Origin of the sequence: Acidovorax sp. A1169 (assembly GCF_030704685.1) — a bacterium.
Taxonomy (GTDB): Bacteria; Pseudomonadota; Gammaproteobacteria; order Burkholderiales; family Burkholderiaceae_C; genus Acidovorax.
On sequence record NZ_JAUZDX010000020.1, the window covers coordinates 74,082 to 86,868 of the forward strand.

Annotated in this window: 11 protein-coding genes; 5 read left to right on the forward strand and 6 right to left on the reverse strand. The window is 65.2% G+C overall.

From position 1 onward, the window contains the following. Nucleotides 1-110 precede the first annotated feature (110 nt). From QYL93_RS25465 to QYL93_RS25480, 4 genes are read left to right on the forward strand one after another with little or no spacing between them, the layout of a single operon-like run. Complete coding sequence (locus QYL93_RS25465) at nucleotides 111-1,694, forward strand: bluetail domain-containing putative surface protein (RefSeq protein WP_305746279.1); 1,584 nt, start codon at nucleotides 111-113, stop codon at nucleotides 1,692-1,694. Between the two features lie 22 nt (nucleotides 1,695-1,716). Beyond that, complete coding sequence (locus QYL93_RS25470) at nucleotides 1,717-3,288, forward strand: bluetail domain-containing putative surface protein (RefSeq protein ID WP_305746280.1); 1,572 nt, start codon at nucleotides 1,717-1,719, stop codon at nucleotides 3,286-3,288. Between the two features lie 34 nt (nucleotides 3,289-3,322). Next, on the forward strand, nucleotides 3,323-4,978 hold the full coding sequence (locus tag QYL93_RS25475; RefSeq protein ID WP_305746281.1) for a bluetail domain-containing putative surface protein: 1,656 nt from the start codon (nucleotides 3,323-3,325) through the stop codon (nucleotides 4,976-4,978). Between the two features lie 25 nt (nucleotides 4,979-5,003). Continuing rightward, nucleotides 5,004-5,489 (forward strand): hypothetical protein, encoded by a 486-nt coding sequence (locus QYL93_RS25480; protein WP_305746282.1) that lies wholly within the window; start codon nucleotides 5,004-5,006, stop codon nucleotides 5,487-5,489. Nucleotides 5,490-5,599: 110 nt separating this feature from the next. On the opposite strand, the gene QYL93_RS25485 is transcribed toward QYL93_RS25480, so the two are convergent. From QYL93_RS25485 to QYL93_RS25510, 6 genes are read right to left on the reverse strand one after another with little or no spacing between them, the layout of a single operon-like run. Further along, entirely contained in the window at nucleotides 5,600-7,051 is a 1,452-nt protein-coding gene (locus QYL93_RS25485; protein ID WP_305746283.1) for an aldehyde dehydrogenase, read from the reverse strand. Between the two features lie 47 nt (nucleotides 7,052-7,098). Beyond that, nucleotides 7,099-7,809, reverse strand: a complete 711-nt coding sequence (locus tag QYL93_RS25490; protein ID WP_305746284.1) for an ABC transporter ATP-binding protein — start codon at nucleotides 7,807-7,809, stop codon at nucleotides 7,099-7,101. Then, complete coding sequence (locus QYL93_RS25495; protein ID WP_305746285.1) at nucleotides 7,806-8,570, reverse strand: ABC transporter ATP-binding protein; 765 nt, start codon at nucleotides 8,568-8,570, stop codon at nucleotides 7,806-7,808. The genes QYL93_RS25490 and QYL93_RS25495 overlap by 4 nt, the downstream gene beginning before the upstream one ends. Continuing rightward, on the reverse strand, nucleotides 8,563-9,501 hold the full coding sequence (locus tag QYL93_RS25500) for a branched-chain amino acid ABC transporter permease (RefSeq protein WP_305746286.1): 939 nt from the start codon (nucleotides 9,499-9,501) through the stop codon (nucleotides 8,563-8,565). The genes QYL93_RS25495 and QYL93_RS25500 overlap by 8 nt, the downstream gene beginning before the upstream one ends. Beyond that, complete coding sequence (locus QYL93_RS25505; protein ID WP_305746287.1) at nucleotides 9,498-10,376, reverse strand: branched-chain amino acid ABC transporter permease; 879 nt, start codon at nucleotides 10,374-10,376, stop codon at nucleotides 9,498-9,500. Before QYL93_RS25505 ends, QYL93_RS25500 begins: the two co-directional genes overlap by 4 nt. Nucleotides 10,377-10,379: 3 nt before the next feature. Beyond that, nucleotides 10,380-11,573 carry an amino acid ABC transporter substrate-binding protein gene (locus tag QYL93_RS25510; RefSeq protein ID WP_305746288.1) on the reverse strand — a complete coding sequence of 398 codons (1,194 nt, stop codon included), beginning with the start codon at nucleotides 11,571-11,573 and terminating at the stop codon, nucleotides 10,380-10,382. Nucleotides 11,574-11,791: 218 nt separating this feature from the next. Here QYL93_RS25510 and QYL93_RS25515 point away from each other — a divergent pair, with 218 nt between their 5' ends. Further along, the gene (locus QYL93_RS25515) at nucleotides 11,792-12,772 is read left to right on the forward strand and encodes a helix-turn-helix domain-containing protein (RefSeq protein WP_305746289.1); all 981 of its coding nucleotides are present in this window, start codon (nucleotides 11,792-11,794) and stop codon (nucleotides 12,770-12,772) included. Nucleotides 12,773-12,787 lie beyond the last annotated feature (15 nt).

Sequence of the window (12,787 nt, forward strand, 5' to 3'; positions counted from 1 at the left end):
CGCCACGGCCGTCGTAGGGCGGGTGGATGTGTCTTTTGATGCGATAGCACAAGCGCATATCTTCGGTGATTCGCCCGCCGGTTTGCACCCCTTGGATTCTGGAGCCTTCGATGCCATCAACCTTGTCTCCTTTTGACATTGAAATCATCCCGACGATTTTGAATCGTGCTTTCACCAACCAATCGCCGTCCAACGCGGTCTACAACAACCAGGTGGCCATGTCCGTGTCGGTAGGCATCAACGCTTTTGCCCTGTCATTTGGCGCGGCCTTTGCCGGCCTGACGGAAGACCAGCTGTCCACCAAACTGCTTGGCAACCTGGGCGTGCTGCCCAATGCGGGCCTGCAGACCGCGCTGCGGGACTACTTGGAGTCCGTGGGCAAAGCCAATGTGGGCATCGTGGCCCTGCAACTGGGCGTGATCCTGTCGGGGCTGGAGCAAGCCAAGGGGGACCAGGCGGTGTTCAATGTGGCCGCTGTGGCGTGGAACAAGGAACTGGTGGACTCGTACACGTTCTCAAACAACCCGGCCAATACATCTGCCGGAGTCCCCGAGGAGGGCCCAAACGCCGTCACCGGCGTGACTCTGGCACTCACGTCCGGGGACGACGCAATATCCCCGACTGCGCCGCATGCCAAGTTCAAGAGCACTGCCAACAACGACACCATTCTTGCAACGCCTGCGGGTTTCCTTTCCAGCGCCGACGACATCGACGGCGCTGGGGGGATCGATATCCTGCGGGCGACCCTGGCAAATGGCGTTTCGGTGGCGCCGGTACTGCGCAGTATCGAAAAGGTCTACATCACCGCAGGGGCCGGTGCTGAATTCAGCGCCGCTGGCACCACGGGCCTGACCGAGTTGTGGATCAATGCCGCAGAGGCCTCCGCGACGTTTTCTGGCGTGGCCCTGGGGACCATCGTAGGCATCCAGAACTCCGTCGCGGGCGGCGCTTTGACCGTGAACTTCACGAATGCCTCTGGCCCAATGAACGCGTCCACCATTGTGCTGGCCGATGCCACGGGCAACCACGAAGTCATCATTGCGAATATCGAAACCCTGAGCGTGAAAAGCACGGCCGGTACGATTGCGGGCACCACGGTCAACAGCGCCCGAATCACCGCCGCCCAGGCTGAAAAAATTGTCATCTGGGGCGACCAGGCCCTGACCACCACGGTGGCTGGCGCCCGGGTGGCCGTGGTCGATGCCACGGCGCTGACAAAGGCCCTGGGCCTGACGCTCGCTGGCACCAGCGGCGTTGCAGTGGCGGTCAATGCGCAGGCCGCCCACAAGATCACCTTGAGTGACGGCGCTGACACACTGAAAATCACGGGCCTGGCAGGCGATGCGGCCAAGGACATCAACCTCGGCACATCGTCCACGCTGGCTGCTTCGGCCATCGAAGTAGCCGGCTTTGCCGGTGGCATCGACTCGATCCAGCTGGACGCTGCCAAGGGAACGGCGAAGGCGGTACCCGGCGCTGCGGAGCTGGCCAGCATCGCAGCATCGGCTTCGCTGCTGGACGCAACAGCCCTGGCCGCGACCACGGCAGGTGCCAACAAGGCCATTGCCTTCCGCTATGGAGCGGACACCTACATCCTCGTGAACGATGGCACTGCGGCCTTGGGGGAGAACGACAGCCTGGTCAAGCTGACCGGTGTGACGGCGCTGGCCGATGCCTCTTGGACCTCGGCCTGATGGGCCGTTTGCGGAGCACTTGATGGCACAGAACTTTCTTGATGATCCCCTCGTTGTCACGACGATCCTGAACCGGGTGTTCAACGACCAATCGCCTACCTACACGGTGTACAACAACCAGGTCGCAATGGTCACATCGAGCGGCATCCATGCGTTTGCGTTGTCGTTTGGCTCCGGCTTTACCAGCATGACGGAAGACCAGTTGTCTACCAAGCTCTTGGGCAGTCTAGGTGTGCTTCCGAATGCGGGTCTGCAGACCGCGCTGCGGGACTACCTGGTGTCCGTGGGCAAAGCCAATGTCGGCGTCGTGGCCCTGCAGTTGGGCCAGATCCTCTCGGGGCTGGAACACGCCACGGGCGCCCAATCGGCGTTCAATGCGGCCGCTGTGGCATGGAATCAAGAGCTGGCGGATTCCTATAAATATTCCAGCGACCCTTACAACCCCAGCGCGGGGCCCCCTATCCCTGCCATGGGCGTCACCCTTTCGCTGACCTCTGGCAATGATGCGGTATCGCCTGCCGCGGCAGATGCCAGGTTCAAGACCACGGCCGACAAGGACACGATCCTGGCAAGCACCGCGGGCTTTCTCTCGACGGCGGATGTGATCGATGGCGCCGAGGGTCTCGATACCCTCAGGGCGACCCTTGCAGCCGCAAGCAAGGTCACCCCTGGGTTGCGCAGCGTCGAGAAGGTTTACATCACCGCAGGCGCAGGGGCCGAATTGGGTGCCGGGGATACCGCCGGTCTGCAGGAACTGTGGGTCTATGCCGCAGAGGGTGCGGCCACATTCTCGGACGTGAAATTGGCCACCTCCGTCGGCATCCAGAACTCCGTCACGGGTGGTGTCCTGACCGTGAATTTCAGCGATGTCTCCGGTCCGATGGATTCGGCCAACATTGTGTTCGCCGATGCAGTGGGCCGTGACGAAATCGTCGTTGCCAATATTGAGCACCTGAACGTCTGGAGTAAGGCCGGCACGGTCGCCGCCACCACGGTCAACAGCGCCAAAATCAGTGCGGCCCAGGCGGAAAAAATCGTCATCCTGGGTGACCAGGCCCTGGTTAGCACCGTGACCGGTGCCAGGGTGTCCGTTGTCGACGCCTCGGCATTCAAGTCGGCGCTGGACCTGGCGCTGGCCGGCACCGCAGGGGGCGTTGCCATCACCGCCAACGCCCAGGCCCGCCACAAGCTCACCCTGGGCGATGGGGCGGATACGCTGACCATCACAGGCCTGGCAGGCGCTCTGGCCAAGGACATGGACCTGGGATCGGCAGCCACTCTTGCCGCATCGGCCATCGAGGTGCGGGGCTTTTCGAGCGGCACCGATGTGATACGGCTGCATGGCGCCTCCTCGACGGCCAAGGTAGCCCCGAGCGATGCGCAACTGGCCAGTATGGCTGCAGCAACTTCCCTGCCGGATGCCGTGTCATTGGCGGCAACCACGGCAGGCGCCAACAAGGCAATCGCCTTCCGCCATGGTGCCGATACCTACATTTTCGTGAACGATGGCGTCGCAGCATTGGGCGTCAATGACAGCCTGGTCAAGCTCACCGGCGTGGACGCGCTGGCCGATGCGTCATGGTCCATTGCGTGACAAGCAGTCCTTCAACCGAACAGCGAAACCACCCATGCCCGCACAAGTATCCGGTATCCATGCAGACCTCTCGATGCTGCATCGGGCGATCTCCAACGAGTCGCGCACTTACGAGATCTACACCAACCAGTTGGCCGCCATTCCCTCGATAGGTATCAACGAACTGGCGCGACAGTACAGCGCCAGCCATGGGGGTATGTCCGAGGACGCATTGTCTACCATGGTGCTAACCAATCTTGGCTTGTTGCCCAATGCAGATCTGCAAGTGGCGTTGAAGGACTACCTGATCGCCATCGGCAAGATCAATGTCGGAACGGTTGCATTGCAACTGGGCCAGATACTGTCAGGGCTTGAAAACGCCACCGGTGACCTGGCCATCTACTCGGCTGCTGCGGTGCGTTGGAACAATGAGGTGACCGCCTCGCATGCCTATTCCAGCAACCCTGCAAACGGAATGGGACCTGTAGGAAATTCCTACTTCAATGTGGGTACAGGGACCACGCTGACATTGACCAGCAGCGTGGATGTCCTGAGCGGCACCTTGTATGACGACGTTTTTCTGGCTCCTGCACCTGGGCTGCTGGGCTCTCCGGACCTACTCAACGGTGGGGGGGATGGCGGACGCGGGGACATGCTCATGGCCACGCTGGGTGGGGGTGAATCCGTGGCGCCCAAGCTGTATGGCATTGAAACGGTCATCATCACCGCAGGAGAATCCGCTAAGTTCAGTTCTGCCAATGCGACAGACATCAGGATGTTGTGGGGGAATGGGGCCACGCGCCCGGCCACGTTTGCAGACGTCAGCCTGAAGACCACCGTGGGCGTGCAGAACTCCCTGTCCGGCGGACCGCTGACCGTGAAGTTCGCGGGCGCCTCCGGCACGCTGGACTCCGCCAACATCTTGCTGGCCGATGCGACGGGACTCGACGAGGTGATCGCGCCGGGCATCGAGCTACTGTTGGTCCGTAGCTCTGCCGGCAATGTGGAAACCACCACCAATAACACCGCCAGGATCACGGCCGATGCTGCCGAGGAAATCCGGATCTGGGGTGACCAGGCGCTGACCACCACCGTGACCGGCGCCCATGTGGAGGTCATCAATGCAACCGGGCTGACAGGGGCCCTGGACCTGGCGTTCACCACCACGGGAAGCACGCCGGTGGGCATCATCGGTGGCACGGCGGGCGACCGGATCAACGTTAACGAGGCTTCCGGTGGCAGAGTGGCCATTGATGCCGGTGCTGGTGACGATACCGTCATCGTCGGAGCCGCCAATGCGCACGAGGTCACCCTGGGCCGTGGAAGCGACACGTTGACGATCGTGGGTTTGGCGGGCGCCACGGCGCGCGATCTGGACACCAGTTCGGACGCTGCGCTGGGCCGGTCGTTCATTCGCGTCACGGATTTCGAAAGCGGGGTCGATGTGATCCGTCTGTTCGGTTCTGACTCAACGGCCAAGGCAGCCCCTGCCTCTGCGCAACTGGCCGGCATTGCGGCGGCGTCCTCGCTGCTGGATGCCGTGGCATTGGCCGCCACCACCGCAGGCGCCAACAAAGCCATTGCCTTCCGCTACGGTGCCGACACCTACATCCTGGTCAACGATGCTGTGGCAACCCTGAACGCCAACGACAGTCTCGTCAAGCTGGTCGGTGTGTCGGCATTGGCAGACGCCTCATGGACCTCGGCCTGATCGGCCCTTTCTCTGGAGTTTTTTGATGGCACAGAACTTTCTTGATGAGCCTTACGTTGTCACGACGATCCTGAATCAGGCGTTCAACGATCAGTCCCCTGTGCATCCTGTATATGCCAGACAGGTGGAGATGGCGACGTCGGTCGGGAGCACCGCCTACGCCTTGCAGTTTGGCGCGGCTTTCACTCACTTGACGGAGGATATGCTGTCCACCAAGCTCATGGGGAACTTGGGGTTGTTACCCAATCAGGGGCTGCAAGCCACGTTGAAGAATTATCTGGTGCTGGTGGGCAAAGCCAATGTGGGTATCGTTGCTCTGCAACTGGGGCAGCTTCTGTCAGGCCTGGAGAATGCCTCGGGCGATCAGGCTGCGTTCAGCGCAGCCGCCGTGGCATGGAACAAGGAGGTAGTTGATGCTTACGCCTACTCGTCCAATCCCGCCAATGTGTACGGTCCGCCCGTTGGCAACAATGTCACGCTGACTGGAGTGGCAGTGGTGGACCCTACGTAGTGGGCTGCAGCATGAAATGACCTGGGGCACGTTGTGCAGGTGCCATGGAAGGGACTTCATGGCACCGTGCCTGGCCATGCACCATGGACGGCCCAGGCAGCCAAAGGCCCTCAGAACGGATAGTGCCGCGCAGTAGTCTGCACCGTAATCCAGCGCAGCTCCGTGAACTCCCGCACCCCCGCCATCCCCCCAAACCGCCCCCACCCAGAATTCTTCACCCCGCCAAACGGCATCTGCCCCTCGTCATGCACGGTAGGCCCGTTGACATGGCAGATCCCCGATTCGATGCGCGCAGCCACGTTCCAGGCGCGGGCGATGTCGCGGCCGAAGACGGCGGCGGACAGACCGAACTCGTTGTCGTTGGCGCAGGCAATCGCTTCCTCCACGCCGTTCACGCGTACGATGGGCTTGAGCGGGCCGAAGGATTCCTCGCGGTAGATGTCCATCTCGGGCGTCACGTGGTCAATGATGGTCGCGGCCATCAGCGTGTTCTCGCTCTTGCCGCCGCACACCAGCTTGGCGCCCTTGGCCAGGGCGTCCTCGATCAGCGCGTTGCAGCGCTGCACGGTGGCCATGTCCACCACCGAGCCGAGCACCACCGGGCCCTTGCGCGGGTCGCCCAGCGGCAGCGCCTGCGCGCGCGCCGCGAAGCGGGCGACGAAGTCGTTGGCGATGGAGGCGTCGACCACGATGCGCTCGGTGGACATGCAGATCTGACCCGAGTTGGCGAACGAGCCGAACACGGCGGCGTCCACCGCCGCGTCCACGTCCGCATCGTCCAGCACCACCAGCGGGGCCTTGCCGCCGAGCTCCAGCACCGTGGGCTTGAGGTACTTGGCGCAGGTCTGCGCGACGATGCGGCCGACCTTGGTTGAGCCCGTGAAGTTCACGCGGCGCACGGCCGGGTGGGCCACGATGGCCTCGACGACCGCACCCGCGTCGGCGGGTGCATTGGTCACGAAGTTCACCACGCCCGGGGGCAGGCCGGCCTCCTGCAGGGCCTCGATGATCAGGCCGTGCGTGGCGGGGCTCAGCTCCGAGCCTTTCAGGATCACCGTGTTGCCGCAGGCCAGCGGCGTGGCGATGGCGCGCACGCCGAGGATGATGGGCGCGTTCCACGGCGCGATGCCCAGCACCACGCCTGCGGCCTGGCGCACGCCCATGGCCAGGCTGCCGGGCACGTCCGACGGGATCACCTCACCCGCGATCTGCGTGGTCAGGGCCGCGGCTTCCTGCAGCAGGCCGGCGGCCAGGTGCACGTTGAAGCCGGCCCACAGGCCCGAGGCACCGGTCTCTGCGGCCATGGCGGCGGCAAAGGCATCGCCTTTGGCTTCGAGCGCGTGGGCGGCCTTGAGCAGCAGCGCACGGCGCGCATTCGGGCCCAGGGCCGACCAGGCGGGGAAGGCCTTGGCTGCAGCATCGGCGGCGGCCTTGGCATCGGCCACGGTGGCGGCTGGGGCCGTGGTGGCCACAGACCCGTCGAGCGGGTTGCGGCGCTCGAAGGTGGCACCGCCGGAGGACTGAACGCGTTCGCCGTTGATCAGCATGGAAATGGCAGTCATGAATAGCTCCTGGACAACAAGGAAAGAAAAAACAAGAAGAAGAGAGGTCAGGCGACGCCGAGGTAAGCCTGGCGAACCGCATCGGATTGCAACAAGGTGGATGCATCACCCGTGGCGACGATGCGCCCGCGCTCAAGCACATAGCCGCGTTGCGCCACCTGCAGCGCCTTGCGCACGTTCTGCTCCACCATGAGCACCGTGACCCCCTGCGACGCAATGCGCTGCACGATGGCCAGCAGCTCGTCCACCATGCGCGGCGCCAGGCCGAGCGAGGGCTCGTCCAGCATCAGCAGGCGCGGGCCGCTCATCATGGCGCGGGCCACGGCCACCATCTGCTGCTCGCCGCCGCTCATGGTGCCGGCAAGCTGCTGCGCACGCTCCTTGAGGCGCGGAAAGTCTTCGAAGGCCTGGGCCAGTCGCACGGCGCGCATGCGCGAAGGCACCAGCCAGCCGCCGAGTTCCAGGTTCTCGGTCACCGTCATCTGCGGAAACAGCTGGCGGCCCTCGGCCACCAGGGCCAGGCCGCGCTGAACGCAGGCCGTGGCATTCATCGCGGGCACCGGTTGGCCGTCGAGCAGCACCGTGCCCTGGCGTGGCAGCAGGCCGGCCAGCGCCTTGAGCAGCGTGGTCTTGCCCGCTCCGTTGGGGCCCACGATCACGGTGATGCCGGGCTGGGCCTGGAGCGACAGGTCCTGCAGCACCTGGAACCCCGCGTAGCCCGTGGTCAGCCCCTGCACCGATAGCTGTGTGCCGCTCATGCCGTGGCTCCTTCGTGCGTTGCTGGTGTGGCCATTTCATCTCCCAGATAGGCCTCGATTACCTGCGGGTCGCGCACCACCTCGGCGGGTGTGCCGTCGGCGATCTTGCGGCCCTGGTGCAACACCAGCACGCGCTCCACGTACTTGAGCAGGGTGGTCACCGCATGCTCGATCCACACCACGGTCAGCCCCCAGTCGTCGCGCAGGCGACGGATGCGCTGGGCCATGGCGTCCACCTCGGCCTCGGTCAGGCCGGCGGCCACTTCGTCGAGCAGCAGCAGGCGCGGGCGCGTGCCCAGTGCCATGCCGATCTCCAGCAGGCGCTGCTGCGAAGGCGTCACGTCGGCGGCAGGCCGGTCGGCCAGGGCCGACAGGCCCAGCATGGCCAGGATCTCGTCCTCATTGCGCAGGCCCACGGGGCCCTGGCGATGGCGGCCCGCGAACTGCATGCCGAAGCGCACGTTGTCGCGCACTGTCATGTCCGGGAACACACGCGGCGTCTGAAAGGTGCGCGCAATGCCGTGGGCCGCGTAGTGGTGCGGCCCCTTGCCGGTAAGGTCGTCGCCCCCGCAGTGCAAAGTGCCCGAGGTCGGTGGCTGCACGCCCGAGATCGCGTTGAAAAAGGTGGTCTTGCCCGCGCCGTTGGGGCCGATGATGCCGATGAGCTCGCCCGCATGCAGCGTGGCGCTTACGCCGTCCACGGCGGTCAGGCCGCCGAAGCGCACGGTCACGGCGTCGATGGTCAACAATGCCTCAGACATGGCCCGCCTCCGCTGCAGGCGTGGCCGCCCGCTTGCGCTGCCACAGCGTGGCCAGCCCGTTGGGCAGATACATCACGCACAGGATGAGCAGCAGGCCCAGCACCATCATGTAGCCATAGGGCAGCTGCAGCCGCAGCGTCTCGGCCAGCAGGCTGAAGACGATGGCCGCGAGCACCGGTCCGCCGATACTGGCCGCACCGCCGATCAGCGCGATCAGCACCGTCTGGAAGCCGATGAAGGGGCTGAACACGGCCGCCGGCTCGATGTAGGTCCAGCGCACGGCCATGGCCGCACCCACGGCGCCCGCAAACGCTGCGGTGATGCCGAAGCCCGCGATCTTGGCCAGCCGCGTGTCCACCCCCAGCGTCTGTGCGCGCTGCTCGTCGGCACCGATGCCTGCAAGCGCCAGGCCGAAGCGGCTGCGCTTTACCGCAATCGACGTGGCAATGGCCGCCGCCGCGATCAGCAGCACCGTGAGGTACACCGTCTCGTTGCTGGGCACCACCGTGAGCACGCGGCCCACCGTGCCCGACACCTGCTTTTCGACAAAGGTCACGGCGTGGCGGATCAGCTCCGTCATGCCGAAGGTGAGCACCGCGAAATAGGTGCCGCGCAGGTGCAGCACCGCCGCACCCATCACGATGGCCACCACGGCCGCGATCAGCGCACCGGCCAGTACCACCAGCGGCCAGGGCAGCACATTCAGCAGCGTGGCGCTGGCATAGGCCCCGACGCCGAAGAAGGCCGAGGTGGCCAGCGACAGGTAGCGCGTGGCACCGCAGAACAGCGACCAACTGGTGGCCAGCGCGATGTACATCAGGCAGCTGAGCAGCACCGATGCCATGAACTCGGACACCAGCCAGGGCAGGGTGCCGACCACGGCCGTGCCCGCTGCGAGCGCGAGCCAGGGTTTGTTGGAATGGAGTTTCATTTTTTGCTGAATAGACCGTTGGGGCGCCAGATCAGCACGCCGATGAACACCGCATAGCTCAGCAGCATCTTGAGAGACGGGCTGCTGAAATGCATGCCCAGGGCTTCGACCACACCGAGCAGCAGGCCGCCGGCCAGGCTGCCCGCCAGGCTGCCGAAACCGCCCAGCGTGATCACGATCAGCGCGGTCACGGTGTAGGGCTCGCCCATCGAGGGAGAGATCTCGTAGGTCATCGACAGCAGCGCACCGGCCACGCCCGAGAGGCCCAGGCCAATGCCGAACATCATCGGGTGCAGGCGCCGGGTGTTGATGCCCACCAGCTGCGCCCCGGTGGGCGACTGCATCAGCGCCCGCACGGCCTTGCCCAGCAAGGTGAGCTTGAGCAGCGCGATCAGCGCGGCCGACAGCGCCAGCGCCACGCCGAACAGCACCAGCTTGTTCTCGGTGAAACGCATGCCCGCCACCTGCACCGGGTCGGCCAGGTATTCATAGCCGCGCAGGTCGCCGCCCCAGATCAGCAGGGCGGTGTTCTGCACCAGGAACATCAGGCCAAAGCCCACCATCAGGCTGCGTGCCTCGAACACGTCCACGTTCGGTGCGCGCGCCGCCAGGCGTTTGAAGCACAGTGCATGCACCGCCACGCCCAGCACGAACAGCGCGATGAAGGCCAGCGGCATCAGCGCCAGCGGTGACCAGCCCCAGGCGGTATGCGCCCACCAGGTCAGGAAGGCGCCGAGCATCAGAAACTCGCCATGCGAGATGTTCATGATGCGCATCAGCCCGTATTGCAGGTTCAGGCCCATGGCCACCAGCGCATAGATACCGCCGGTAATGAGGCCACTGGCGACCAGTTCGGCCCAGGAAAGCAAGGACACTTTTTACTTCCAGGCAGGTTTGCTGGTGTTCAGCTGTGCCGTCGCGCGGTCCTTGGGCCAGACCACCTCGAAGTCGCCGCCCTGCCACTGGCTCACGGTGCCGGGGATGGATGCGTTCTCGCTGCCCGCAAAGCGGATGCCGCCCAGGATGGTCTTGAACTCGTTCTTGGCGATGTGCTCGCGCAGCGCCTTGCGGTCCAGCCCCGCCTTCTCCACCGCCTGCTGCAGTATCTGCAGGCCCGCCCAGGCGTGGCCGCTGGCCCAGCGGTCGGGCTCCTTGTTGAATTTCTTCACGTGGGCGTCGAAGTAGGCCTTGGCATCGGGGCTGGTCTTCACGCTCCACGAGCCCATGCCGATCACGCCCTCGGTGTTGGCCTGCATCACGTTCTTGTACAGCTGGAAGGCCGTGCCCACCGAGGCGTAGAAGAACTTGGGGTTCAGCCCCACCTCGCGCGCCTGGCGGCTGGCCAGGATGGTGTCGGGCGGGTAGGTGATGCCGATGAAGGCATCGGGGTTCAGGTCCTTGATGCCGCGCAGCACGGGTGCCAGATCCTTCACGCCCAGGGGGTAGCTCTTCCTCTCCACCACCTGGATGCTGGTCTTCTTGAGTGCGCTGTTCAGCGCGGCGAAGTTTTCCAGGCCGAACAGGTCGTCCATGTAGACGATAGCGATCGATTTGACGCCGTTGGCCACCAGCATGTCCACCAGCGCGCCCATCATCTTGTCGGGCTGCTGCAGCAGCGAGAAGAAGTACGGCAGGTTCATGTCGATCAGCTTGCGCGACAGCGCCGTGGGCGCCAGCAGCGGGTAGCCGAAGCGGTTGGCCAGCGGGGCAATGGCGAAGTTGGCGCCCGAGCCCCAGGGCGGCAGGATCAGGTCCACCTTGTCGCTGCCCATGAGCTTCTCGAAAGTGCGCACGCAGGTCTCGGTCTCGCTGCGGTCGTCGTAGCCGATGAGTTCGATGGGGCGTTTCGCGCCCTTGATGTTCAGGCCCCCAGCGGCGTTCACCTGCTCGGCCCACAGCAGGTAGTTGGGCTCCTGGCTGACCTGGGCGCCCGCAGCCCAGGGGCCCGTGCGGGCGATGGCATAGCCCACGCGCACGGGGCCGGACTGGGCCAGCAGGTGCGGGGCGACCGACATGGCGCCCACGGTGGCGGCCACGCCCTTGATCCATTGGCGTTTGGATTGTTGAACCATTCTTGTGTCTCCTGGTAGGGGCGGCCCGCATGGTGCAAGCCGTTGACCGATCGTAGGCAGGAGGGCTTCGGGGTGCTGTGCTGAGCGTGCACAAAACGCTGGTCCCAGCGTGCACGGCGCAGCGGGTTTACCCGGATTTCCGCGCTGCACCGGGGAATAGGCAGCCGCCGGATAATCCGGGGCATACCGGCGGCGTCAGCCGCTGTACTGGAGACACCATGGCCCACCCCCTGACCGAGGTATCCACCGATACCGTGGCACCGCGCGACCGCCTGCACCTGTGGGGCGACGCGGTGTGGCGGCTCATTGGCGGGCTGGAGTCGGATGCCTTCGGCGATGAGGCCTTTGCCGGCCACATCACCTCGGGCCAGGCGGGCTACGTCAACCTGTGCCAGCTCGACGTGAGCCGCCACCGCGTGGTGCGCACCCCCAGCCTCATCCGCGGCAGCGACCGGGCCTATATCAAGGTGGTAGCGCAGCTCGAAGGGCGCGCCTGCTTCGAGCAGAACGGCCGCCAGGTCTGGCTCTCGCCCGGCGAGTGGAGCGTGTACGACACCACGCGCGCCTACGCCGTGAGCAACCACGAGGCCGTGCGCCAGATGGTGCTGATGATCCCCAAGGAGCAGATGCCAGAGCGCAAGCTCAAGCTCGACGACCTGATGGTGCAGCGCTTTTCGGGCACCAGCGGCGTCTCGCGCTTGGCCTGGGACACCATGCGCGCCGCCTTCACCGAGCTGCCCCGCATGTCCGATGCGGCAGCGGACGGCGTGGCCGACGTGATCACGCACCTGGTGCAGCTGTCGCTGCTCGAACGCAATGGCCAGCACAGCGCCGTATCGCAGCGCGAGGCCCTGCGCGACCGCATCGGCCAGTACATCGACCGCCACCTGGCCGACCCCGAACTGACCATCGACCGCATCGCGCAGGCGCTCAACTGCAGCCGGCGCCACCTGTACAACGCCATGACCGACGATGGCGATACCCTGGCCGCCACCATCCAGCAGCGCCGGCTCGAGGCTTGCCTGCGCGAGCTGCGCCACCCGGCGCACGCCCATCGCTCGGTGACGGACATCGCCATCTCCTGGGGCTTTCGCAACAGCGGCCACTTCAGCCGCGTGTTCAAGGCCCACACGGGCTACAGCCCGAGCGAGTACCGCGGGCGGGCATCGCTGCCCGCGCCCGCGCTGCACACGCACTGAGCCGGTGAACGCGGT